At 71.4% G+C, this 23,249-nt stretch carries 25 protein-coding genes and 1 tRNA gene; 11 read left to right on the forward strand and 15 right to left on the reverse strand.

The window, feature by feature from the left end:
• Nucleotides 1-312: 312 nt before the first annotated feature.
• Entirely contained in the window at nucleotides 313-1,134 is an 822-nt protein-coding gene (locus Sco07f_RS07685; protein ID WP_174855318.1) for a hypothetical protein, read from the forward strand.
• A 32-nt stretch (nucleotides 1,135-1,166) separates the two neighbouring features.
• On the opposite strand, the gene Sco07f_RS40070 is transcribed toward Sco07f_RS07685, so the two are convergent.
• The 5 genes from Sco07f_RS40070 to Sco07f_RS07710 all read right to left on the reverse strand — a co-directional run bounded on the left by Sco07f_RS40070 (nucleotide 1,167) and on the right by Sco07f_RS07710 (nucleotide 4,440).
• A complete protein-coding gene (locus Sco07f_RS40070) occupies nucleotides 1,167-1,871 on the reverse strand; it encodes a nucleotidyltransferase domain-containing protein (protein WP_167468046.1) in 705 nt (234 codons plus the stop codon).
• A 55-nt stretch (nucleotides 1,872-1,926) separates the two neighbouring features.
• Complete coding sequence (locus Sco07f_RS40075; RefSeq protein ID WP_164143013.1) at nucleotides 1,927-2,292, reverse strand: hypothetical protein; 366 nt, start codon at nucleotides 2,290-2,292, stop codon at nucleotides 1,927-1,929.
• A gap of 117 nt (nucleotides 2,293-2,409) precedes the next feature.
• Nucleotides 2,410-2,483: transfer RNA gene (locus Sco07f_RS07700), tRNA-Pro, on the reverse strand.
• Nucleotides 2,484-2,550: 67 nt separating this feature from the next.
• Nucleotides 2,551-3,297, reverse strand: coding sequence for a Pr6Pr family membrane protein (locus Sco07f_RS07705; RefSeq protein ID WP_108987336.1), 747 nt, complete (start codon nucleotides 3,295-3,297; stop codon nucleotides 2,551-2,553).
• A gap of 213 nt (nucleotides 3,298-3,510) precedes the next feature.
• Entirely contained in the window at nucleotides 3,511-4,440 is a 930-nt protein-coding gene (locus Sco07f_RS07710) for a metallophosphoesterase (RefSeq protein ID WP_007452085.1), read from the reverse strand.
• A 119-nt stretch (nucleotides 4,441-4,559) separates the two neighbouring features.
• On the opposite strand from Sco07f_RS07710, the gene Sco07f_RS07715 reads away from it, so the two are divergent.
• On the forward strand, nucleotides 4,560-5,024 hold the full coding sequence (locus Sco07f_RS07715) for a GatB/YqeY domain-containing protein (RefSeq protein ID WP_007452125.1): 465 nt from the start codon (nucleotides 4,560-4,562) through the stop codon (nucleotides 5,022-5,024).
• A 171-nt stretch (nucleotides 5,025-5,195) separates the two neighbouring features.
• Here the strand turns inward: Sco07f_RS07715 and Sco07f_RS07720 are convergent, their stop codons facing one another.
• From Sco07f_RS07720 to Sco07f_RS07730, 3 genes are all read right to left on the reverse strand, one after another.
• Nucleotides 5,196-5,486 (reverse strand): response regulator transcription factor, encoded by a 291-nt coding sequence (locus Sco07f_RS07720; RefSeq protein ID WP_256975056.1) that lies wholly within the window; start codon nucleotides 5,484-5,486, stop codon nucleotides 5,196-5,198.
• Between the two features lie 169 nt (nucleotides 5,487-5,655).
• The gene (locus tag Sco07f_RS07725; protein ID WP_054102401.1) at nucleotides 5,656-6,162 is read right to left on the reverse strand and encodes a hypothetical protein; all 507 of its coding nucleotides are present in this window, start codon (nucleotides 6,160-6,162) and stop codon (nucleotides 5,656-5,658) included.
• A 206-nt stretch (nucleotides 6,163-6,368) separates the two neighbouring features.
• Nucleotides 6,369-8,645 (reverse strand): transglycosylase domain-containing protein, encoded by a 2,277-nt coding sequence (locus Sco07f_RS07730; protein WP_108987337.1) that lies wholly within the window; start codon nucleotides 8,643-8,645, stop codon nucleotides 6,369-6,371.
• 459 nt (nucleotides 8,646-9,104) lie between these two features.
• Between Sco07f_RS07730 and wblA the strand changes: the two genes are divergently transcribed.
• Entirely contained in the window at nucleotides 9,105-9,443 is a 339-nt protein-coding gene (gene wblA / locus Sco07f_RS07740; protein WP_042826659.1) for a transcriptional regulator WblA, read from the forward strand.
• A 30-nt stretch (nucleotides 9,444-9,473) separates the two neighbouring features.
• Here wblA and bagB read toward each other — a convergent pair whose 3' ends face one another.
• Both bagB and bagA read right to left on the reverse strand, forming a co-directional pair.
• Entirely contained in the window at nucleotides 9,474-10,904 is a 1,431-nt protein-coding gene (bagB, locus tag Sco07f_RS07745) for an ATPase BagB (RefSeq protein ID WP_054102403.1), read from the reverse strand.
• Nucleotides 10,901-11,878, reverse strand: coding sequence for an ATPase BagA (gene bagA / locus Sco07f_RS07750; RefSeq protein ID WP_042826662.1), 978 nt, complete (start codon nucleotides 11,876-11,878; stop codon nucleotides 10,901-10,903). The genes bagB and bagA overlap by 4 nt, the downstream gene beginning before the upstream one ends.
• A gap of 153 nt (nucleotides 11,879-12,031) precedes the next feature.
• Between bagA and sp36 the strand changes: the two genes are divergently transcribed.
• The 5 genes from sp36 to Sco07f_RS07775 all read left to right on the forward strand — a co-directional run bounded on the left by sp36 (nucleotide 12,032) and on the right by Sco07f_RS07775 (nucleotide 15,720).
• Nucleotides 12,032-12,193: a Sp36 family protein gene (sp36, locus tag Sco07f_RS07755; RefSeq protein WP_003975360.1), complete on the forward strand. Its 162-nt coding sequence runs from the start codon at nucleotides 12,032-12,034 to the stop codon at nucleotides 12,191-12,193.
• Nucleotides 12,190-12,657, forward strand: a complete 468-nt coding sequence (locus tag Sco07f_RS07760) for a RidA family protein (protein WP_007452132.1) — start codon at nucleotides 12,190-12,192, stop codon at nucleotides 12,655-12,657. Before sp36 ends, Sco07f_RS07760 begins: the two co-directional genes overlap by 4 nt.
• A gap of 185 nt (nucleotides 12,658-12,842) precedes the next feature.
• Nucleotides 12,843-13,883 carry an alpha/beta fold hydrolase gene (locus tag Sco07f_RS07765; RefSeq protein WP_108987338.1) on the forward strand — a complete coding sequence of 347 codons (1,041 nt, stop codon included), beginning with the start codon at nucleotides 12,843-12,845 and terminating at the stop codon, nucleotides 13,881-13,883.
• Between the two features lie 59 nt (nucleotides 13,884-13,942).
• Nucleotides 13,943-14,881, forward strand: coding sequence for an NUDIX hydrolase (locus Sco07f_RS07770; protein ID WP_087790084.1), 939 nt, complete (start codon nucleotides 13,943-13,945; stop codon nucleotides 14,879-14,881).
• Nucleotides 14,878-15,720 carry an MBL fold metallo-hydrolase gene (locus Sco07f_RS07775; protein ID WP_108987339.1) on the forward strand — a complete coding sequence of 281 codons (843 nt, stop codon included), beginning with the start codon at nucleotides 14,878-14,880 and terminating at the stop codon, nucleotides 15,718-15,720. The genes Sco07f_RS07770 and Sco07f_RS07775 overlap by 4 nt, the downstream gene beginning before the upstream one ends.
• Nucleotides 15,721-15,769: 49 nt before the next feature.
• On the opposite strand, the gene Sco07f_RS07780 is transcribed toward Sco07f_RS07775, so the two are convergent.
• Nucleotides 15,770-16,444 carry a Crp/Fnr family transcriptional regulator gene (locus tag Sco07f_RS07780; protein ID WP_003975365.1) on the reverse strand — a complete coding sequence of 225 codons (675 nt, stop codon included), beginning with the start codon at nucleotides 16,442-16,444 and terminating at the stop codon, nucleotides 15,770-15,772.
• 369 nt (nucleotides 16,445-16,813) lie between these two features.
• On the opposite strand from Sco07f_RS07780, the gene nth reads away from it, so the two are divergent.
• The 3 genes from nth to Sco07f_RS07800 are packed head-to-tail and all read left to right on the forward strand — an operon-like array spanning nucleotide 16,814 to nucleotide 19,901.
• Nucleotides 16,814-17,842: an endonuclease III gene (gene nth, locus Sco07f_RS07790; RefSeq protein ID WP_167468047.1), complete on the forward strand. Its 1,029-nt coding sequence runs from the start codon at nucleotides 16,814-16,816 to the stop codon at nucleotides 17,840-17,842.
• A gap of 52 nt (nucleotides 17,843-17,894) precedes the next feature.
• Nucleotides 17,895-18,650, forward strand: a complete 756-nt coding sequence (locus Sco07f_RS07795) for an NUDIX hydrolase (protein WP_007452138.1) — start codon at nucleotides 17,895-17,897, stop codon at nucleotides 18,648-18,650.
• A 45-nt stretch (nucleotides 18,651-18,695) separates the two neighbouring features.
• Entirely contained in the window at nucleotides 18,696-19,901 is a 1,206-nt protein-coding gene (locus Sco07f_RS07800) for a MarP family serine protease (RefSeq protein WP_007452139.1), read from the forward strand.
• Between the two features lie 33 nt (nucleotides 19,902-19,934).
• Here the strand turns inward: Sco07f_RS07800 and Sco07f_RS40520 are convergent, their stop codons facing one another.
• The 4 genes from Sco07f_RS40520 to nhaA all read right to left on the reverse strand — a co-directional run bounded on the left by Sco07f_RS40520 (nucleotide 19,935) and on the right by nhaA (nucleotide 23,218).
• Nucleotides 19,935-20,120, reverse strand: coding sequence for a hypothetical protein (locus Sco07f_RS40520; protein ID WP_108987340.1), 186 nt, complete (start codon nucleotides 20,118-20,120; stop codon nucleotides 19,935-19,937).
• Nucleotides 20,121-20,269: 149 nt separating this feature from the next.
• Nucleotides 20,270-21,244, reverse strand: a complete 975-nt coding sequence (locus Sco07f_RS07810; protein ID WP_108987341.1) for an alpha/beta fold hydrolase — start codon at nucleotides 21,242-21,244, stop codon at nucleotides 20,270-20,272.
• The gene (locus tag Sco07f_RS07815) at nucleotides 21,241-21,729 is read right to left on the reverse strand and encodes a phage holin family protein (protein WP_007452089.1); all 489 of its coding nucleotides are present in this window, start codon (nucleotides 21,727-21,729) and stop codon (nucleotides 21,241-21,243) included. Before Sco07f_RS07815 ends, Sco07f_RS07810 begins: the two co-directional genes overlap by 4 nt.
• Before the next feature lie 64 nt (nucleotides 21,730-21,793).
• Entirely contained in the window at nucleotides 21,794-23,218 is a 1,425-nt protein-coding gene (nhaA, locus tag Sco07f_RS07820) for a Na+/H+ antiporter NhaA (RefSeq protein WP_087792893.1), read from the reverse strand.
• Nucleotides 23,219-23,249 lie beyond the last annotated feature (31 nt).

The raw sequence follows: 23,249 nt of genomic DNA on the forward strand, positions 1-23,249 counted from the left end.
ACCCGCAAGCCAGTCACTCGCACGGGTGACACGCGCGCACCGGCGCGGGGAGGGTGGGCGGGCGGGTAGTTCTTTCCCCGGTTCTTTGGGGAGGTCAGTGGCCCACCGGCACCTCGCGAACGAGGCACCGGCGGACCCGGGCAACCGCGGTCGACCGGCACCCGGTTGACTCGGCGGCGGCGGCGACCGCCCTTGACCCCGCTTATGAACCCGGACGTGAGCGCCACCCGGCGAACCGGATGCCGAACGTGTGATGTGTACGCGTCGCTCTATAGTCAGCCGGGGGGAACGCAATCGTCGGGGGCGGAATACATGCGACGTACAAGATCGCTGCTCACGGTCGTTCTGCTGAGTGCGGTCGGCGTGCTGCTGCTCGGCGCGTGCGGGACGCTTCGCGCCGGTTCCGACGGTGCGGCGACCGCGCCGGAGCCGCCGGAGCCGCCGGAGTCGACGCGCTGGCAGACGTACGCGCCGATCGGGGTGACCGCCGCCCGGCTCGCCGACGACCGCCGCACGCTCGACGTCGACGTCGAGGTGCCCGGCCCCGGGAAGACGTGCGCGCGCGACCTGAAGGCGGTCGTCACCGACACGTCGGACCGCACCGTGTGGGTGCAGGTGACGTACTCCGCCCCGGCGGGCGGCCCCCCGCGCGCCGACTGCCGTACGACCGCCACGGTGACCGCGGAGGTGCGGCTGCCGTCCCCGCTAGGCCACCGGGCCCTGTCCGTGGACAACTTCACGACGTTCACGGCGGACGGCGCCGACCCGCCCCACCTGCGCCTGTGCGGCGAACTCGGCTGCCACCCCGCGCCCACCGGCTGCACCCCCGCCTCCTACGACCAGGCCGTGATGGCTCTCGACGTGCCGAACCACACCTCCCGCGGCGACGAGCGCTGCGACGGGAAGTGGCTGGTGTTTGACGTCTCCTCGCGCATGGGCCCGGCCTGCCCCGAGGGCGCCGGTCCCGGCTGCGGGGCGAGCCTCGACGACCGCTGGTTCTTCCGGGCCGAGAAGTCGGGCTGGAAACCGATCGCCCGCAGTACGAAGGCCGGATGCACAGATGTGCACGCCATCGAGCCCGCCTTCCCGTCCGCCCTGTGCGCTGGCCTCCCCCCGCTCAAGCGGTCGAACTAGGCCCCGCCCCGGGCCCCTTCGGTGAACGCCCGTCAGGGAGTTCCGGGACGTTTGTAGCCGACCCACAACCGGCCGCCGACCCGCTCGAGCACCTCGTCGACGACGGTCACGAGGGGGTCCGCCCTCCCGTCCAGCGCCTCCCGCAGGCCGTGGTGGAGGCGTGTGCTGAGCCCTGGCGCGGTCGTCTCGAGCCGGCGTGCCAGCCACTTCCCACCGCCACCCCAGGATCCGGCGACCGCCAGCCCCAGCTCACCGGTCCGACGGACCAACTCGGTCGCGATGAACAGCCGCTCGCTCGGGTCGTCGCTTCCCTCGAGGTCGTCCAGGAGGTCGGTGATCGCGTAGCGGCGGTCGTCGATCTCTTCCGCCGACACCGGGGGTGGTCCTGCGGCGGTCAGCTTCCGGGCGTGTGCGGCGAGGCGCGATCCGAGTCCGTCGGTGTCGAAGAGCAGCACCCCGGCGGCACACATCCACAGCAGCGGCGACCGGCGCGTGGGCAGTTCCCGTTCGATGTAGGCGTGCCACGTCGCTTCGGTGTGCACGAACATCTCCACCGGCCAGTCGGCGTACTGGAGGCTCTCGCGGTAGGGGGCCGGGGCTCCGTGGAGCAGCACCACGACGTCGAGGTCCGACGTCGCCGTGCGGCGGCCCGTCGCGACGCTGCCGCCCAGGAAGGCGGTACGTGCTTCGGGGTGCTGTTCCTCTACGACGGCGCGTGCGGCTTCGATCGCATCCATGCGCCAACTATCCGCACTGGGCCCGCCGCGCGCACGCTCTTTCTCGGTCCGCCGGTCAGCGGACGATCTTCCGTCCCGCTTCGGTGAGGGTGAGCGTGAGGCACCCCAGCCACGTGCCGGAGCGTGGGTACTCCCAGTTCTCGGCGTCCGCCAGGACAGCGGCAAGGTCCCGCTCCGGAACGGGCGGACCGGGCTGCTCCCCGAGCGTGCCGTCCGGCGCGGTCCAGGGCACGAGCGGGCACACCTCGATCCACCCTCGCTCGACGAGGGAAAGGAGGACCGGGACGAGAGCCGAGGAGGGCCCTGAGACCAGCGGCTCGTCGAGGTCACCGCGGACACCCGGGAGGATGTCGATCTCGGCGGCGTTGATCATGAACGCGCGTTCGGCGGAGGACAGCTGCTCTGTCGCGGGACACGGCACGTACGGAGTGTCGCAGCTCTGGAGAACGACTTCCTCGGCGCGGGTACTCCTGCCTCCGCAACCACTCAGGGGCCCGACCCGCTAAGCGGATCAGGCCCCTGAACTGGTACTTCACTGTCGGGGTGGCGGGATTTGAACCCACGACCTCTTCGTCCCGAACGAAGCGCGCTACCAAGCTGCGCCACACCCCGATCGTCGCTGCTCGTCGCGGCGACGTCGTTTACTTTAGCCCACCGCTGGCCGGAGACGAAATCCGGTTTACCGCGGGCGGTGGAGCGGGTTCGGGCGGGCGTGGTCCAGGGCGACCAGGAGTACGGCCAGGGCGTACAGGGCGAGGCCCACGAGGAGGGCGTTGCCGAGGACGATCTTGTAACCGTGCCGGCCCACGTCGAGGAAGGGATAGAGGTAGCGGTTCTGGGCGCCGGACGGGAGCAGCTCGCCGCGGGTGAGGGAGAAGGCCAGGTAGGCCAGGGGGTAGATGAGCCATACGGGGGCCTGGCGCAGGTGCAGTCGGCCGGGGGCGGTGAAGAGGAGCCAGTCCAGGGCCGCGGCCACCGGCACCACGATGTGGAGGATCTGGGTCGCGGCGGTCTGCCAGGTCGTGGCGTCCGGCGCCGTGAACAGGGGCGACTCGCCCGCCGGGACGAGGTGCTGGACCAGGCCCGCGGCGACGACGTAGAACAGCGCCCCTCCCGTGAGGGCGCCCGGCAGGGGGTGGTGGGCGGACCAGGAGCACCGGGCGGAGGCGAGCATGACCAGTGCCAGCAGGATGCCGCTCTGGACCGTGAAGTGGCTCAGGGGGGTCGTGGGCGGACCGCCGGCGGTGAGCAGCTCGATCGTCACGCCGGTCAGGGCCAGCAGCGCGATCACGCCGCGGTAGACGGCGACCAGGCGACGGCGTGCCGGGATCAGCACGGCGCGGGCCGGTACGACGGTGGGCGGCAGGACGACGTGGCCCGGGATCGGGGGGAGGTCCGGGAGGTCCCTGGGTATCGGGGCTGTCATGGCCTCAACGTAGACAGACCGGACATCGCGGGCTATGTGGGTGGGCCGTGTGGGTTACCCACCCGTCCCAGGCCCGCCCGGGGTTGTGTGTCCTCCGCTCCGGGTTCCCCCCCTGCTTCCCGGCCCCCCCGTGAGCCCAGCCCCAGCCTCGGCCCCGTGAGCCCAGCCCCGGCCCCGGCCCCGCCCCAGTCCCGGGACTGGGCCGGGGGCTGGTCAGTCCTCCCGGCCCACCAGCGTGAGCAGCGTCGCCTCCGGCGGGCAGGCGAAGCGGAACGGGGTGTAGCGGTTGGCGCCGCAGCCGGCCGAGACGTGGAGGTAGGACGTGTGGTCCCCGGAGGTGTGCGTGGACAGGCCCTTCACGCGGTCCGTGTCCAGGTCGCAGTTGGTGACCAGGGCGCCGTAGAAGGGGATGCACAGCTGGCCGCCGTGGGTGTGGCCGGCGACGATCAGGGGGTAGCCGTCCGCCGTGTAGGCGTCCAGGACGCGCAGGTACGGGGCGTGGACGACGCCCATCGAGAAGTCGGCCGTGTCGGACGGGCCGCCGGCCACCTCCGGGTACCGGTCCCGCTTGATGTGCGGGTCGTCCAGTCCCGTCAGCTCGACCGACACGCCCTCGATCTTGAGCGAGCCGCGGGTGTTCGTCAGGTTCTGCCAGCCCGCGGCGTCGAAACCGTCGCGCAGGTCCTCCCACGGGTTGTGGACGGCGCCCACGACGGGCGGGTTGCCGTTGAGACCGTGGCGGCCCTGGACCTTCTCGAGGAGGTAGCGGGCGGGGTTGCGGGGCCGGGGGCCGTAGTAGTCGTTGGAGCCGAAGACATAGGCGCCCGGGAACTCCATCAGGGGGCCCAGGGCGTCCAGGACCTCGGGGACGCCCTCCGGGTCGGACAGGTTGTCGCCGGTGTTGAGCACGAAGTCGGGGCGCAGCCCGGCCAGCGAGCGCAGCCAGCGCTGCTTCCCCCGCTGACCGCCGACCATGTGGATGTCGGAGACCTGGAGCACCCGCAGGGGACGCATTCCGGACGGGAGGACGGGGACGGTCACCCGCCGGAGGCGGAAGGCACGGGGCTCGATCCCCGCCGCGTAGACCAGGCCGGCGGCGCCAACCGCCGTGACTGCCAGGGGTACTCCGTATCGCGCGCGCATATGTCCATCGTGTCAGAAGCGGGAGGGAAGCGGCGTTGGGAGGCCTCCGCGCGGAGGCTTCGCCGAGCGCGCGTAAATCAGCGGGCGCCGGTCCTCACGCACCTGCGACAATCAGGTCCATGACCACGCTCAAGGCGAAGCTGCACGACGACCTCAACTCCTCGATCAAGGAGCGCGACGAGCTGCGCTCCTCGACGCTCCGGCTGACGCTCGCCGCGATCACCAAGGAGGAGGTCGCCGGAAAGGAGAAGCGGGAGCTCTCCGACGACGAGGTGCAGAAGGTGATCACCCGCGAGGCGAAGAAGCGCCGTGAGGCCGCCGAGGCCTTCGCCCAGGGCGGCCGCGCCGAGCAGGCCGAGCGGGAGAAGGCGGAGGGCGAGGTGCTTGCCGCCTACCTGCCCAAGCAGCTGTCCGACGACGAGCTGAACGCGATCGTCGCGCAGGCCGTGCAGGAGGCGAAGGCGGCCGGCGCCGAGGGGCCGCGGGCCATGGGCGCCGTCATGAAGATCGTGAACCCGAAGGTGGCCGGGCAGGCCGAGGGCGGCCGGGTCGCCGCCGCGGTCAAGAAGCTCCTGGCCGGCTGAGCACGCACCGACGGCCGGAACGCGTCGCCGCGAAGATCCGCTCCTGGAGCGAGGCTCCGGGAGCGGGAGCGGGAGCGGGAGCGGGGGCGGGGGGCGGGTGTGGTTTCCGATGTGACGGAGCCCCCCGCCGACGCCGGGCCGACCGCTGCCGCTGGCCGGCCGGTCGGCTCTTCACACATTGCGAGAGGGTGTCCGCTGCGACGGGCGCCCTCTCGGCTCGTTCGGCGGACGCGTGGGGCGCAGCAGGCCGAGCTCCTGGGCCCGCGCTCCCAGCGCCACCCGCCCATTGGCCCCCAACTGCTCCATGAGCCGCTGGACCCTGCGCTGTACGGTGCGGTGCCCTACGCCGAGTCGCCGGGCGATCGACGCATCGCTGAAACCGGCGTACAAAAGGTTCAGAATCCTTTGCTCATCGTCATCGACGGTGTAAAGGTCGGCACAAGGGTCCGGTCTGGCGGTCAAAGAAACCCCGATGTCATGCGCGGCTGTTAGGCGTACCTCATTTTAAATGAGCTTTGACGTTCCGGGAAGCTGAATAAATGCGAGAAGGGTGACAAAAGGGCGGAACGATGGTATTCCATCCTTCCGCCCGAGGCCGGCTCGGCCGTCACGGCGACGGCCGTCGGCCCGGTCAGTACCAGGGAGTGCAGCTCTGGTCGCCGGACGGGTCCTCGACGCAGGCCCGCATCATGTGGGTCGAGGGGTTGTGGTACATCGGCGTACGGGTCCAGTAGTAGTTCGTGCCGCTCGGAATCTTGGCGGTCCAGCCCGAGGCGCCGCCCTTCGTCAGCCCGAGCCGCCAGTAGCACGTGGACTGGTCCTTGGTGCACCGCTGGACGTACACGTTCCAGTCGCTCGCACCAGATCCGCTGATGTAGTGCAGCCGGGCCCAGCTGTACTGGTCACCGTCGGTCTTGCCCCACCGCAGCTCGTACAGGAAGGAGTTGCCGAGCTGGTAGGGGCCGTACGGGCTGACCGGTCCGCTCTGCCACGACTGGATGTTCGGATCGTGGCCGTCGCAGCCGAAGCCGTAGCACGCCTGGGCTCTCGCCTGGGCCGAGCCGGGGATCATGAGGACCAGGGCGAGCGCGCTGAGCAGGGCGCCGAACAACACACGGATTCGTGGGCGGGTTTTCATTTTCCCCTCCATGGGCGGACAGCAACGGAAAGGCACCCCGGGAGGGCGCCAGGCGTGACTATGTCACGCCGTCACGCAAACGGAATGCCTCTTTCGAGGGCTGGCGTAATCACGTCGAATGCGTTTGCCGTCCAAGAAAATGGTCCCTCCCCCGCCGTGGGGAAGGGACCCTCTCGTGCTGCCTGCGCGCCTGCCGGCCGGTCGGCTCAGCGGCGTCCGCCCGGCCCGTTACCGGGGCCCTGGATCAGGTTGCCGCCGGGGAAGCCGCCCGGCCCGCCGTCGCCGCCGTCACCGGTGCCGCCGTTGGTCAGGCCGGCGATGAAGCCCTCGTCGCCGTTGTTCCCGTCGTCGGGCTTGTCCCTGTCGCGGTCCTTGTCCTTGTCTTTGTCCTTGTCCTTCTTCTTGTCCTTGTCCTCGTCCGGGATGTCGATGACGTTGAACGAGGGGGAGCCCTTGCCCGCGAGGGCGCCGGTCATCGCGTCCTTCCAGATGGGGCCGGGAACCGCGCCACCGAAGACGAGGGGGTGGTAGACGCCGCCGATCGTGATGTTCTTCATCTGGACCTGCTGCGAGGCGCTGCCCACCCAGACGGCGCCCGACAGGTTCGGCGTGTAACCGACGAACCAGGCGTTCTTGCGCTCGTCGGTCGTACCCGTCTTGCCGGCGTTGTCGCGGTCCGTGAGACCGGCCGCCTTGCCCGTACCGGAGTCGATCACGCCGCTCAGCAGGGTGCTCACCGTGTCCGCGGTCTTCTCACTCATCGCGCGGGAGCAGGTGGACTTCGGCACGTCGAGCGCCTTCTGCTTGTTGCCGATCTTCTGGGTGATCGACTCGATTACGATCGGCGTGCAGTACATGCCCCGGGAGGCGAAGGCGGCGTACGCGCTCGCCATCGTCAGGGGGGCCACGCCCTTGGAGCCGAGGGAGACGGCGGGGACCTCGGGGAGCTTCTCACCGTTGCCCTGCACCACGTGCAGGGCGTCCGCCATCTTCATCACCGGACACAGGCCGATGTCGGCCACCATCTGGACGAAGTAGGTGTTGACCGAGAGGGCCATCGCCTCCTTCAGCCGGTACGGGCCGACCTCCGACTCGCTCTCGTTGGGGACGGTCGCGCCCTCCGTGTTGAGCCAGGGCTTCCCGCTGCACGTCTGCACGGGCTCGGGATACGGCATCTCGTACGGGGACGAGTACTCCTGGGTGGCCGGGCGCCCCTCCTCGAGCGCGGCCGCGGCGACGAAGGGCTTGAACGTCGACCCCGTCGGGAAGCCGTAGTTGGAGCCGCCCATGCTGTGGTCGACCGAGTAGTTGATCTCGGTCTCGTTCTTGCCGTAGCCGTACGGCTTCGTCTGGCCCATTGCGAGGACCTTGCCGGTGCCGGGCTCGACCAGCGTGCTCGCGGCGGCGACCGAGTCCGACTGGTTCACGTGGTCCTTGAGCGACTGCTGGACCGACTTCTGGGCCTGCGGGTCGAGCGTCGTGCGGATGGTCAGGCCGCCCTGGTTCCACACCTTGGCCCGGTCCTTGCGGGTCTTGCCGAAGACCTTGTCGCTCAGGAAGACCTCGCGCACGTAGTCGCAGAAGAAGCTCGCGTTCTTCACGGCCGTGATGCAGCCGTTCTTCGGCTTGCTGACCTTCAGCCCGAGCGGTGCCTTCTTCGCCTTCTCGGCCTCGGCCGTGGAGATGTCGCCGACCTGGGCCATGCGGTTCAGGACGATGTTGCGCCGCTTGGTGGCCTCCGCCTCGTCGTTGACCGGGTCGTACCGGCTGGGCGACTGGACGATGCCGGCCAGGAGGGCGGCCTCCTGGACGTTGAGGTCCTTGGCGTGCTTGGAGAAGTAGCGCTGGGAGGCGGCCTCGACGCCGTAGGCCTGCTGGCCGAAGAACGTGATGTTCAGGTAGTTCTCGAGGATCTTCTTCTTGCCCAGCTCCTCCTCGACCTGGATCGCGAGCTTCAGCTCCTGGATCTTGCGGCCGATGGTCTGCTGGGTGGCCTGGGCGACCTTCGTCGCGTCGTCGCCCGCCTCCTCCACGAAGACGTTCTTGACGTACTGCTGGGTGAGTGTGGAGGCACCCTCGGAGACCTCACCGCTGCGCGCGTTCTTGTTGAGGGCGCGCAGGACGCCCTTGAGGTCGATCGCGCCGTGCTCGTAGAAGCGCGAGTCCTCGATCGCGACGATCGCCTTCTGCATGTACGGCGAGATGTCCTTGAGGTCGACCACCGTCCGGTCGCGCGAGTAGACCGTGGCGATGGTGCCGCCCTCGGCATCGAGGATGGTGGTGCGCTGACTCAGCGGGGGAGTCTTCAGGTTGGCCGGGAGGGCGTCGAAGCCCTCCACCGACCCCTTGGCGGCCAGCCCCAGCGCGCCCACAGCGGGCAACGCGATGCCGGCCAGCACTGCTCCCGCGAGCACACTGACACCGAGGAACTTGGCGGCCTGCTGCGTTGGCGACAGACCACCGCCCGAGCGCTTCTTTGGCATGAAGGCAGCCTACGTTCTCATTCGCCGGACACACGTATATGCCTTGGCCTAAGCTGCACTCAACTGTCACAGCAGTGAGGCCACGTATCAATACGTCCGGCGACCCCGAATCGTTCCGGATCCGCTCGAATCTTTTCCGAGAGGCCCCGCTGGGGGCGCGTTGGTGTGTACCGGCGCGTGCCGCGGCGTGTGGGGTGCGTGTCCGAATCCGCCTCGTGTGTCAATCGGTGTCCGTTGTGGCGTGCCAGAGATGACCTGAATGTCGGGATCGTCGTATATGTCGCCAGCTCACTCCCCCGGGTGATCTGCCGCTTACCCATAGTCCGTTCGGGCCATTCAAGATTGGGCCCGAAGGGGGTGTTGCGCTGTGTCCACCTTCCGTAACGTCCTCAACTGGCGGCGGTGAATATGCCGCTGCCGCCGTGGGGGAGCCTCGATTCGGGAGAGGACGGCGCCGGTATGGGCTGGGTAACCGACTGGAGTGCGCAGGCCGCCTGCCGCACTACCGATCCGGACGAACTGTTCGTTCAGGGAGCAGCGCAGAACAGGGCCAAGGCGGTGTGCACCGGATGTCCGGTGCGGACCGAGTGCCTGGCCGACGCGCTCGACAACCGCGTCGAGTTCGGCGTGTGGGGAGGCATGACGGAGCGGGAGCGCCGCGCGCTGCTGCGCAGGCGGCCCACCGTGACCTCTTGGCGCCGGCTCCTCGAGACGGCGCGGACGGAGTACGAGCGAGGGGCCGGCATCCTGCCCCTCGAGGACGACGAGGTGTACGAGAACTACGCGGCCGTGGGCTGAGCGCCCGGGCCCCGGGGGGCCGAGGCCGGATCAGGCGCCCGGCCCGGGCAGCTCGGGCCGGCCGGTCGCCAGGCGTTCCCCGATGTCCCGCAGCCCCGCGAGGTCGTGCACGTCGCCGGGCAGCGCGGCCACCTCGGTGACCGCCACCTCGGGATGACGTGCGGTGAAGCGGTCACGCGTGCGCTGCTCCCGGGCGAGCAGGTGCATGCGTTCCGCGTGCAGTCGCAGCAGTCCGGCGGTGAGCGCGTCGACGGACCGCTCCGTCGTCTCGGGAGCCGCTGTGCCGGCGGCTGCTGTGCTGTCGGCCGTCGTCTCGGCAGCCGGTCGTTCGGTGGCCTTTGGTGCGGAAGCCTCCGGAGAGGTGTCGGGGGCCTGCTCGGCGGGAGCGGAATCGGCCGTTCCTGAACTGCCTTGTGTGTCGGGGGAGTTGCCGGGGTCGGTACGAACTCCAGCTTTCCCGCCGTCCTGATCCACAATGCGGGGATCCTCAAGATTTTCCGCGGCGGCGAGCGCCCGCTCGGCCGACAGCCCGTCGGCGCCGCTGCCGTGGACCCGGTTGAGCACCAGACCGGCGAGCGGCATGTCCTCGGCCGCCAGCCGCTGCACGAAGTACGCGGCCTCGCGCAGGGCGTCCCGCTCCGGGGCCGCGACCACCAGGAACGCGGTCCCGGGCGCCTGGAGCAGCTTGTACGTCGCGTCCGCGCGGGTACGGAAGCCCCCGAACATCGAGTCCATCGCGGCCACGAACGTCTGCACGTCCTTGAGGAACTGCCCGCCCAGCACCTTCCCCAGGACGCCGGTCATCATCGACATGCCGACGTTCAGGAACTTCATGCCCGCCCGGCCGCCGACCTTCGCGGGGGCCAGCAGGACGCGGATCAGCTTGCCGTCCAGGAAGGAACCGAGGCGCTTGGGCGCGTCGAGGAAGTCCAGCGCCGAGCGGGACGGCGGCGTGTCGACGACGATGAGGTCCCACTCGTCCTTCGCCCGCAGCTGCCCCAGCTTCTCCATCGCCATGTACTCCTGCGTGCCCGCGAAGCCCGCCGAGAGCGACTGGTAGAAGGGGTTGCCCAGGATCGCCGCGGCCCGCTCGCGGTCCGCGTGGGACTCGACGATCTCGTCGAAGGTCCGCTTCATGTCGAGCATCATGGCGTGCAGCTCGCCGCCCGCGGCGTCGTCGACGCCCTTCACCCGGCGCGGGGTGTTGTCGAGCGAGTCGATGCCCATGGACTGCGCGAGCCGCCGGGCCGGGTCGATGGTGAGGACGACCACCTTGCGGCCGCGCTCGGCCGCACGCAGGCCCAGGGCCGCCGCCGTGGTCGTCTTGCCGACCCCGCCGGAGCCGCAGCACACCACGATGCGGGTCTGCGGGTCCTCCAGCAGCAGGTCGACGTCGAGCACGGGCGCGGCCGCCAGCCGCCGCGCCCCCTCCCGGTGACGGGCCGGCTCCTCCGGACTCATGCGATCCCCTGCTTCCGCAGCTCGGTGGCCAGTTCGTACAGGCCCGCCAGGTCCATGCCCTCCGCGAGGAGCGGCAGTTCGTGCGTCGGCAGACCCACCTCGCCGAGGACCGCCCGCTGCTCCTGCTCCAGGGTGTACCGCTCGGCGTACTCCCCGGCCTGCGCGAGGAGCGGGTCCACCAGCCGCTCGGCGTGCCCGCCCCGCCGCGCCCCGCCGAGCCCGGCCCCGGACAGCGACCGGGCCAGCGCCGTACGCGGCGTCTCCCGTACGCGTTCCAGGTCGGTGGCGTCCAGCACCTGGGGCCGGACCATGTTGACGACGACCCGGCCCACCGGGAGCCGTGCCGTGCGCAGCTCGGCGATGCCGTCCACGGTCTCCTGGACCGGCATCTCCTCCAGCAGCGTCACCAGGTGCACCGCGGTCTCCCGCGACTTCAGCACCCGCATCACGGCCTGCGCCTGATTGTGTATGGGGCCGACCTTCGCGAGCCCCGCCACCTCGTCGTTCACATTGAGGAAGCGCGTGATGCGGCCGGTCGGCGGGGCGTCCATGACGACGTAGTCGTACACGAACCGCCCCCGCTTGTCCTTGCGCCGGACCGCCTCGCACGCCTTGCCGGTCAGCAGGACGTCTCTGACGCCCGGCGCGATGGTGGTCGCGAAGTCGATCGCGCCGAGCTTCTTCAGGGCCCGTCCGGCGCTGCCCAGCTTGTAGAACATCTGGAGGTAGTCCAGAAGGGCCAGTTCGGCGTCGATGGCGAGGGCGTACACCTCCCCGCCCCCGGGAGCGACGGCGATCTTCCGCTCCTCATAAGGCAGCGCCTCCGTTTCGAAGAGCTGCGCGATGCCCTGGCGACCCTCGACCTCGACGAGAAGCGCGCGCTTCCCCTCGGTGGCCAGGGCCAGCGCGAGGGCCGCGGCCACCGTGGTCTTGCCGGTTCCGCCCTTGCCGCTGACGACCTGGAGCCTGCTCACGTATTCGAGCGTAACCAGTCCGCGCGCCGAGTACGCCGGTGGCTGTGGACAACGTGGTCGCGACCGGCCCGCGGAGGGGCCCGGACCACGGCTGCGGACGGGCCCCGGACAGCGGTCGCGGAGGCGTCCCGGCCAACGGCTAGAGTCGGCCGCATGACCAAGTGGGAATACGCAACCGTGCCGCTGCTCGTCCATGCCACGAAGCAGATTCTGGACACCTGGGGCGAGGACGGCTGGGAGCTCGTCCAGGTCGTGCCCGGGCCGAACAACCCCGAGCAGCTCGTCGCCTACCTGAAGCGGGAGAAGCAGGCATGAGCGCCGTCGAGGCGAGGCTCGCCGAGCTGGGCCTGACGCTGCCCGAGGTCGTCCCGCCGCTGGCCGCCTACCAGCCGGCCGTGCAGTCCGGTCCGTACGTCTACACGTCCGGCCAGCTGCCGATGCTCGGGGGCAAGCTCCCGGTCACCGGCAAGGTGGGCGCCGAGGTGACGGCCGACGAGGCCAAGGAACTGGCCCGCACTTGCGCGCTGAACGCCCTGGCCGCCGTGAAGTCCGTCGCCGGTGACCTGGACCGCGTCGCGCGCGTCGTCAAGGTCGTCGGCTTCGTCGCGTCCGCGACCGACTTCACCGGCCAGCCCGGCGTGGTCAACGGCGCCAGCGAACTCCTCGCCGAGGTCCTCGGCGACAAGGGCGTGCACGCCCGCAGCGCGGTGGGCGTGGCGGTCCTTCCGCTGGACGCGCCGGTCGAGGTCGAGATCCAGGTGGAGCTCGTCCAGCCGTAACCTCCTCGAGCCGCGACGGGGCCCGGTGTGTTGCCGGACCGGCAACAAACCTCGCCCCGGCGGTCCCTGCCCCGCAGGATCGGTGACAGGTGGCCCCGTACGGCGCGGGAGCCGGCTCCGGCCGGCGGTCCCGGCCCGCCGCGGGGCCGTACCGACCGTATGGACCGTTTGCGCCAGGAGGAGCCGTGCCGCAGCCGCCCGAGACCGTCCCGCAGCCCCACCGCCCCGGAGGGAGCGCCGACCGGCCCGTGCACCGGCTGGTGCCCTCACCCGCCGGCCGGATCCACCTGGTGGAGCAGGGCAGCGGGCCGCTGGTCCTGCTCGTGCACGGTTTCCCCGAGTCCTGGTACTCCTGGCGCCACCAGCTGCCCGCGCTGGCCGCCGCCGGGTTCCGCGCCGTCGCCGTCGACGTGCGCGGCTACGGGCGCTCCTCGCGGCCCGACGCCGTCGAGGCGTACCGGATGCTCGACCTGGTGGCGGACAACGTGGCCGTGGTGGAGGCCCTGGGGGAGCGCTCCGTGGTGATCGTCGGGCACGACTGGGGTGCGAACATCGCCTCGCACTCCGCGCTGCTGCGGCCGGACGTGTTCCGCGCGGTGGGCCTGCTGAGCGTGCCGTACACGCCGCCGGGCGGCCCGAGGCCCAGCGAGGTCTTCGCCGGGATGAGCGACCCGGCCGGGCCCTTCGCCGGGCAGGAGTTCTACGTCTCCTACTTCCAGGAGCCCGGCCGCGCCGAGGCGGAGATCGAGCCGGACGTACGCGGCTGGCTCGGCGGCCTCTACGCCGCGCTGTCCGCCGACACCATGCCCGGCCCCCAGGAGCCCGACCCGCACTTCGTCGCCCCCGGCGGCCGGATGCGCGACCGGTTCCCGGCCGCCGGGCGGCTGCCCTCCTGGCTGACCGAGCAGGACCTGGACGTCTACGCCGGGGAGTTCGAGCGCACCGGCCTGACCGGCGCCCTGAACCGCTACCGCAACATGGACCGCGACTGGGCCGACCTGGCCGCCCACGCGGGTGCCCCGGTCACTCAGCCGTCCCTGTTCCTCGGCGGCGGCATGGACGCCTCCACGACCTGGCTGTCCGACGCCATCGAGGCGTACCCGGTCACTCTGCCCGGCCTGAGCGCCTCGCACGTCCTCGACGGCTGCGGCCACTGGCTCCAGCAGGAGCGCCCCGAGGAGGCCAACCGGCTGCTCACCGAGTGGCTGGCCGGCCTGCCCTCCTGACGCCCGCCGGGCCCCGGGGGCCACTCGAACATCCGCCCGTCACCGGATAGCCTCCGGCCATGGCGAATGGTCAGGCGAATGGTCAGTGGTACCCACCGGAGTGGCCGGACCGCATCCGCGCGCTGGCGGACGGCACCCTCACCCCGGTCACCCCGAAGCGCGCGGCCACCGTCATGCTCCTCAGGGACACCGGCGCCACGGATTCCGGGTCCGGCCCCGTCGTGCACATGCTGCGCCGCCGCACCTCCATGGCCTTCGCCGGCGGCGCGTACGCCTATCCGGGCGGCGGGGTCGACCCCCGCGACGACGACCGCGCCGTCGGCTGGGCGGGCCCCACGCGCGCGTGGTGGGCGGACCGGCTGGGCGTCGACGAGGCGGGCGCCCAGGCGATCGTCTGCGCGGCCGTACGGGAGACCTACGAGGAGGCCGGCGTCCTGCTCGCGGGTCCGACCGCCGACTCGGTGGTCGGCGACACGACGGGCGCGGACTGGGAGGCCGACCGGGCCGCCCTGGTCGACCGCGAGCTGTCCTTCGCGGAGTTCCTGGACCGCAGGGGCCTCGTCCTGCGTTCCGACCTGCTGGGCGCCTGGGCGCGCTGGATCACCCCGGAGTTCGAGTCCCGGCGCTACGACACCTGGTTCTTCGTGGCGGCGCTCCCCGAGGGGCAGCGCACCCGCAACGCCTCCACGGAGGCCGACCGCACGGTGTGGATCACGCCGGCGGACGCGGCCGCCGGGTACGACAAGGGCGAGCTGCTGATGATGCCGCCCACCGTCGCCACCCTGCGCGGCCTGGCGGAGTGCGCCACGGCGGCCGAGGCGCTGGCGTCGGCCCCCGGCCGCGACATGACGCCCGTGCTGGCCCGCGCCCGGCTGTCCGGCGACGAGGTCGTCCTCTCCTGGCCGGGGCACGACGAGTTCACGAAGCACGTACCGAGTACGCGTACGGCCACGGCGCCGGCGACGCCTTCCGACCCGACCGGGGGAGCCCCCTCATGACGGACGCAGCAGCACTGCCCGGACAGCCGCGCGGCGGCGTCCTGTCGGGACCGGCCACCGCGCGCGCGGTGAACGTCCTCGCGCCCAACGCCTCCGCGATGACCCTGGACGGCACCAACACCTGGATCCTCGCCGAACCCGACTCCGACCTGGCCGTCGTCGTCGACCCGGGCCCCCTGGACGACGCCCATCTGCGGCACGTCGTCGACACGGCCGAGCGGGCCGGCAAGCGGGTGGCGCTGACGCTCCTGACGCACGGTCACCCGGACCACGCGGAGGGCGCCGCGCGCTTCGCCGAGCTGACGCGCACGAACGTACGGGCACTGGACCCGGCCCTGCGGCTGGGCGACGAAGGGCTGGCCGCCGGGGACGTGATCGCGGTCGGCGGTCTGGAACTGAGGGTCGTACCGACGCCGGGGCACACGGCCGACTCGCTGTGCTTCCATCTCCCGGCCGACGGGGCCGTCCTGACGGGTGACACGGTCCTGGGCCGCGGTACGACGGTCGTGGCCCACCCCGACGGCCGTCTCGGCGACTACCTGGACTCGCTGCGCAGGCTCAGGTCGCTCACCACCGACGACGGGGTGCACACGGTGCTTCCGGGCCACGGGCCCGTCCTGGAGGACGCCCAGGGCGTCGTGGAGTACTACCTGGCCCACCGCGCCCACCGCCTCGCCCAGGTCGAGACGGCGGTGGAGGACGGCCACCGCACACCGGGCGAGGTCGTCGCCCACGTGTACGCGGACGTCGACCGTTCCCTGTGGCCGGCGGCGGAACTGTCCGTGCGGGCGCAGCTGGAGTACCTGGGCGAGCACGGGATCGTCCGGCTGCCCGACTAGCACCCGGAGGCCGAGGCCGGGGGGCCGGGGCCGGGGGAGGGCGGCGGGCTCAGCGGGAGCGCTTGGCCAGCCGCTCCACGTCCAGCAGGATCACCGCGCGGGCCTCCAGGCGGAGCCAGCCGCGCTGGGCGAAGTCCGCCAGTGCCTTGTTGACCGTCTCGCGGGACGCGCCGACCAGCTGGGCCAGCTCCTCCTGCGTGAGGTCGTGCACCACGTGGATGCCCTCCTCGGACTGCACGCCGAAACGGCGGGAGAGGTCCAGCAGGGCGCGGGCCACGCGGCCGGGGACGTCCGAGAAGACCAGGTCCGACATGGCGTCGTTGGTCTTGCGCAGGCGGCGGGCGACGGCGCGCAGCAGCGCGGTGGCCACCTCCGGGCGGACGTTCAGCCAGGGCTGGAGGTCGCCGTGGCCGAGGGCGAGCAGCTTGACCTCGGTCAGCGCGGTGCCGGTCGCCGTGCGCGGGCCCGGGTCGAAGAGCGACAGCTCGCCGATCAGCTCGCTGGGACCGACCACGGCCAGCATGTTCTCGCGCCCGTCGGGGGACGTGCGGTGGAGCTTGACCTTGCCTTCCGTGACCACGTAGAGGCGGTCTCCGGGGTCCCCCTCGTGGAAGAGGGTGTCGCCGCGGGCGAGGGTCACCTCACTCATGGAGGCGCGGAGCTCCGCGGATTGCTCGTCGTCGAGCGCCGCGAAGAGCGGGTTGCGCCGCAGAACGTCGTCCACGAGTTCTCTCCTTGTCGACCGGCTCAGAGGATCTTGTTCCCCCGGTGTACCAGGGGTCCGTGGTGCCCATTTTGCCGGACAGTCCAAACAGTGTGATCTGTCACAAGGATGCCGCACCGATGTCCCGGGGTACGCGGCAGGGGTCCAATTGGGCGCCGATCTTCGAGGTCCGGGGCGGATGTCGGTGCCGGGCCGTAGGCTGGCCGGGTGTCCAAATCGCCGGTGAGAGCACAGGCCTGGGGTGCTGCGCGAGTGAGTGCACGGCGCGATTCCGCTGTGGGCGAACAGGGTCCCGATGGCGGTAGGAAAACGGCGAAAGCGACGAAGAAGGCAGTGCCTGCCAAGAGGGTGACTGCGGAGAAGGGTGCCGTGAAGAAGTCCTCCGCGAGCAAGGAGACCGCCGCGAGCAGGAAGGCGGTCGCGGGCAAGAAGACCCCGGCGACGAAGGCCCCGGCGAAGAAGGCCGCCGCCGGCAAGACGGCCGCCCAGAAGGCTGCCGCCAAGAAGGCCGCGCCCCTCAAGCGGCAGGCGCCGGCCAAGAAGCCCGCCGTCGCCCCGAAGAAGGCCGCCGCGGCCGTCAAGGGCGTCGCCCCGGCGAAGACCGTCGCCCCGACCTCGCCGCGCGGCGAGTCGCGCACCGCGCTGGTCCGCCGCGCCCGCCGTATCGACCGCGAGCTCGCCGAGGTCTACCCGTACGCCCACCCGGAGCTGGACTTCGAGAACCCGTTCCAGCTGGTCGTGGCCACGGTGCTGTCCGCGCAGACCACCGACCTGAGGGTCAACCAGACGACGCCCGCCCTCTTCGCCAAGTACCCCACCCCCGAGGACCTGGCCGCCGCCGTCCCCGAGGAGGTCGAGGAGATCCTGCGCCCGACCGGCTTCTTCCGGGCCAAGACCAAGTCGGTCATAGGGCTGTCCAAGGCGCTCACGGAGGACTTCGGCGGCGAGGTCCCCGGACGCCTCGAAGACCTGGTCAAGCTGCCCGGTGTCGGCCGCAAGACCGCCTTCGTCGTGCTCGGCAACGCCTTCGGCCGCCCCGGCATCACCGTGGACACGCACTTCCAGCGCCTGGTGCGCCGCTGGCGGTGGACCGAGGAGACCGACCCGGACAAGATCGAGGCCGCCGTCGGCGCGCTCTTCCCGAAGAGTGACTGGACCGACCTCTCCCACCACGTGATCTGGCACGGCCGCCGCATCTGCCACGCCCGCAAGCCCGCCTGCGGCGCCTGTCCCATCGCCCCGCTGTGCCCGGCGTACGGCGAGGGCGAGACGGACCCGGAGAAGGCGAAGAAGCTGCTCAAGTACGAGAAGGGCGGCTTCCCGGGCCAGCGGCTGAAGCCCCCGCAGTCGTACCTGGACGCGGGCGGGAAGCCGGCGCCGCCGCTGGGGGCCGGGTGACGGAACGATCTCGGGGGCGTCGGGCGTTGGATTCTGCGGGACGGGGGTGGAGATGACACGGGTGAGTGACACGCACGGCCCCGCGCGGGACCACGTTCGGGAGGCGCTGCTCAGCAAGGAGGGTCTGCCCGGCTGGCTGGACCCGGTGGTGAGAGCGGCCGAGACGGTCCGGCCCACCCAGCTGAGCCGCTTCCTGCCGCCCGCGGACGGCGCCGGCCGTCAGTCCGCCGTCCTGATCCTCTTCGGCGACGGCACGCTTCCAGGGGGAGAGGGTCGGAGCGGCGGGGCGGAGGCCGGTCGCGGTCCCGAGCTGCTGCTCATGGAGCGGGCGGGCTCCCTGCGCTCGCACCCGGGCCAGCCCGCCTTCCCGGGCGGCGCGCTCGACCCGGAGGACGGGGATCCGCGTGGTGACGGGCCGCTGCGGGCCGCCCTGCGCGAGGCCGAGGAGGAGACCGGGTTGGACCCGGCCGGCGTCCAGCTCTTCGGGGTCCTGCCGAAGCTCTACATCCCGGTGAGCGGCTTCGTCGTCACGCCGGTGCTGGCGTGGTGGCGCGAGCCCACCCCGGTCGGTGTCGTCGATCCGGCCGAGACCGCGCGCGTCTTCAAGGTGCCCGTGGCGGATCTCACGGACCCCGCCAACCGGGTGACGACCATTCACCCCAGCGGTCACCGGGGCCCGGCATTCCTGGTCGAATCGGCGCTCGTCTGGGGCTTCACCGCCGGCATCATCGACCGGTTGCTGCACTTCGCGGGCTGGGAGCGGCCCTGGGACCGGGAGAAGCAGGTCCCGCTGGACTGGCGCGCATGACAGGGTGGCCTGCGTACCGCAGACGACAAGACGAGGCCTGAATCGGTGAACGTGCTGGACATCCTGTTGCTGCTGGCCGCCGTCTGGTTCGCCATCGTCGGCTTCCGGCAGGGCTTCGTCGTCGGCATCCTGTCGGTCATAGGCTTCCTCGGCGGCGGTCTCGTCGCCGTCTACCTGCTGCCGGTGATCTGGGACGCGCTGACGGACGACGCGGAGGTGAGCACGACCGCCGCCGTCGTCGCGATCGTCGTCGTCATCGTGTGCGCCTCGGTCGGCCAGGCCCTGACGACCCATCTGGGCAACAAGCTGCGCCGCTACATCACGTGGTCCCCGGCCCGCGCCCTGGACGCCACCGGGGGCGCCCTGGTCAACGTCGTCGCCATGCTCCTGGTCGCCTGGCTGCTCGGCTCCGCCCTCGCGCGGACCACGATGCCGACGGTCGGCAAGGAGGTGCGGCAGTCCACGGTGCTGGCGGGAGTGCAGGAAGTTCTGCCGGCGGGCGCCGACAACTGGTTCGACAACTTCACCTCGGTCCTCGACAAGAACGGCTTCCCGCAGGTCTTCAGCCCGTTCTCCAACGAGCCGGTCCTGGACACGCCGCCGCCCGACCCGGCGCTGGTGAACAGCCCGGTCGCCGTCAACGCCAAGCGCTCCATCGTCAAGGTCATGGGCACCGCCCCCGACTGCGGCAAGGTCCTCGAGGGCACCGGTTTCGTCTTCGCCGACCGCCGCGTCATGACCAACGCCCATGTCGTGGGCGGCGTCGACGAGCCCACGGTGCAGATAGGCGGCGAGGGCCGGAAGTACGACGCGACGGTCGTCCTCTACGACTGGCGGCGCGACATCGCCGTACTGGACGTGCCGGATCTGGACGCGCCCGCACTGCGGTTCACGGACGAGGACGAGGATGCGGAGCGCAACGACGGCGCGATCGTCGCCGGCTTCCCGGAGAACGGGGCGTACGACGTCCGCGCCGCCCGGGTGCGCGGGCGCATCACCGCCAACGGCCCGGACATCTACCACCGCGACACCGTCCGCCGGGACGTCTACTCCCTGTTCGCGACCGTCCGTCAGGGCAACTCGGGCGGCCCGCTGCTGACGCCGGAGGGCGAGGTGTACGGCGTGGTCTTCGCCAAGTCCCTCGACGACCCGGACACCGGTTACGCGCTCACCGCGGACGAGATCCGCGACGACATCAGCGAGGGACGCACCGCGAGTCAGCAGGTGGACAGCGACAGCTGCGCCCTCTAGCCGCGCGTCCGCGCGGTGTCGGGGCGAGTTGTCTCAGGTCCGTGGATGGCGCAGGCGTACGGAGACCCAGCGGGCCCGGCGGCGCAGAATGCGCGGAATGCCCACCCGTAGGTCCGCACCCGCGAGTTGCGGGGTGCCGTCGCGTCGGTGGGTACTGCTCACGCCGCTCGTGGAGCGGCCGTCGCGTGCTACGTCACTGTAGTCGTGCGTCCAGCCCATACCCGGACGTGTGCCCCCGCCCCAAGGTCGATAACCGTTCCCGGGGCCCTCAATTGGCCTATGCGCCGGGCAAGTGGCCGTTCATAGGACGAGCGGTCCGGTTCGGATACCGGGCGCGTTCGTTCGGTGACTGATCGCCTACGTTTCGGTCATCGGTCGGGTTCGGGATCCTTCAGCCAGTTGATCAGTTCGGTCGAGAAGGCGACCGGATCCTCTTCGTGCGGGAAGTGCCCGAGCCCGTCGAACAGCCTCCAGCGGTACGGCGCTTCGACGTACTGCCCCGACCCGGCGGCGCTCCGCGTCCGCATCACGGGGTCGAGCGAACCGTGCAGATGCAGGGTCGGCACCCGCACCGGCCGCTTCATCCGGCGGTAGAACTGGATGCCGTCCGGACGGGCCAGGGAACGCACCAGCCAGCGGTACGGCTCGACCGAGCAGTGCGCCGTGGAGGGGATGCACATGGCACGCCGGTACGCCGTCACAGCCTCGTCGTCGAGGAGGCGCGGTCCGGACCAGTCGTGGAGCAGCCGGCCCACCAGCGCGCCGTCGTCCGCGGTCAGCTGACGCTCCGGCACCCAGGGGCGCTGGAAGCCCCAGATGTAGGAACCCGCCCGGCTCTGGCGGACGTCGCCGAGCATGGCCGAGCGCCAGCGGCGGGGATGCGGCATCGAGGACACCGCGAGCCGGCGTACGAGCTTGGGCCGCATCGCGGCGGCCGTCCAGGCCAGGTAGCCGCCGAGGTCGTGACCGACCAGTGCGGCGTCCGGCTCGCCCAGGGAGCGGACCACGCCGGTGATGTCGAGCGCGAGGCCGGCGGGATCGTAGCCGCGCGGGGTGCGGTCGCTGCCGCCGACGCCGCGCAGGTCCATGGCGACGGCGCGGAAACCGGCGTCGGCGAGCGCCGTCAGCTGGTGCCGCCAGGTCCACCAGAACTGCGGGAAGCCGTGCAGCAGCAGCACCAGCGGGCCGTCGCCCAGCTCGGCGATGTGGAAGCGGGCGCCGTTGGCCGCGACATCCCGGTGGGTCGGCTCGGGTCCGCCCGGGATGCCGAGCCGTACGACCGAGGTGGGGTTGGGGTGCTGCGGCGAGGGGGATTGCCCCGAAGGGGTGGTGGAGCCCGTCATGAGGACGAGCGTGCCACAGCCTCGATCGCTTCGGGGGACCGGTCCGCGGGCAGTTCCGGGCGCGGGTGCGGCTTGGCGTTCTGGAGCACACCGGCCGACTGCTTCACCGAGGCGGCGACCTTCTGGGGGCCGCGGCCCTTCTTGGCCTTCTTCGCGAAGACGATGCCGATCAGCGCGAGGAGGCCGGCGATCAGGACGTTGGCCGCGAAGGAGAGCAGGAAGCAGACCGCCAGGTTCCAGTGGCTCCAGGTCCGGATGCCGTAGGCCAGCGCGAAGCTCAGCATCGGCAGCGAGAACACCAGGAGCAGGCCCGCGGCGGAGAACGCGCCGCCCGCCGTCGCCCCCCGCTTGACGTCCTGCTTCAGCTGCGCCTTCGCCAGTGCGATCTCGTCGTGCACGAGCGCCGACATGTCGGTGGTCGCCGAGGCGAACAGCTGGCCGATGCTGCGTTCGGTGCCGACCGGGCTGCCGTCGGGTGCGCTCATCGCGGTCTCCCTCTTCTGCTGGCTCGTCTGAGTACGGTTCCGTCTTTTGTACCGTCTCGTCAGATCATGCCGGACGGTCGTCCTCATCGCCTGCCCCGCCCGTCACTTCGGCAAGCCGCGCCGACTGCATCTCCTCGGCGATCCGGCGGTGCTCGGCGGCCTTCTTCTCGTGGAGGGCGGCCATGCGCAGGTGGTACGCGGGGTCGTCCTCCTCGTAGATGTCCGGGACGCCGCTGAGGTCGTCGTCGCGCTCCTCCTCCGCGACCAACCCCCGGTACTTCGCGTTGCGTACCTTCAGCAGCACCGTCGCCAGCGCCGCCGCGATCAGCGATCCGGACAGGACGGCGGCCTTGACCTCGTCGGTCATCGCCGCGTCGCCGTCGAAGGCCAGCTCGCCGATGAGCAGCGAGACGGTGAACCCGATGCCGGCCAGGGTCGCCACCGCGAACACGTCGGCCCACTGGAGGTCGTCGCTGAGCGATGCCCTGGTGAAACGCGAGGTCAGCCAGGTGCCGCCGAAGATGCCCAGCGTCTTGCCGACGACGAGCCCGAGCACGACGCCGAGCGTCTCCGGCTTGGTGAACACATCGGCCAGCGCCCCGCCCGAGATGGCCACCCCCGCGCTGAACAGCGCGAACAGGGGCACGGCCAGGCCCGCCGACAGCGGGCGCACGAGGTGCTCGACGTGCTCGCCGGGGGAGTGCTCCTCGCCCTCGCGCGTGTGGCAGCGCAGCATCAGGCCCATGGCGACACCGGCGATGGTGGCGTGGATGCCGCTGTTGTACATCAGGCCCCAGATCACCAGGCCGAGCGGAACGTACACGTACCAGCCGCGTACGCCCTTGCGCAGCAGCAGCCAGAACACGGCCAGGCCCACGGCCGCGCCGCCCAGCGCGGCGAAGTTCAGGGTGTCGGTGAAGAAGACGGCGATGATCAGGATGGCGAACAGGTCGTCGACGACGGCGAGCGTCAGCAGGAACGCGCGCAGGGCGCTCGGCAGCGACGTGCCGATGACGGCGAGCACGGCGAGCGCGAAGGCGATGTCGGTGGCGGTCGGCACGGCCCAGCCGGACAGCGAACCGCCGCCCGCGGTGGCGGTGACCGTGTAGACGATCGCCGGTACGGCCATGCCGCACAGCGCCGCCACCACCGGGAGCGCGGCGGCCTTGGGGTCCTTGAGGTCACCGGCGACCAGTTCGCGTTTGAGCTCGATGCCGGCGACGAAGAAGAAGACCGCGAGGAGTCCGTCGGCGGCCCAGTGCGCCACCGACAGGTTCAGACCGAGGGCCTCGGGGCCGAAGTGGAAGTGGCTGACGCTCTCGTAGCTGTCGTGGAGCGCCGGTATGTTCGCCCACACCAGGGCGGTGACCGCGGCGACCAGCAGCAGAACGCCGCCGACGGTCTCGGTACGCAGCGCGTCCGCGATGTAGGTGCGCTCCGGGAGGGACAGCCGTCCGAAGGCCTTGCGGGGGGTGCGGGGCGCGGTCACGAGGGAGAACCTCCGGTGGGTGGGCAGCACT

It is taken from the genome of Streptomyces coelicoflavus (assembly GCF_003112555.1).
GTDB lineage: Bacteria > Actinomycetota > Actinomycetes > Streptomycetales > Streptomycetaceae > Streptomyces > Streptomyces coelicoflavus.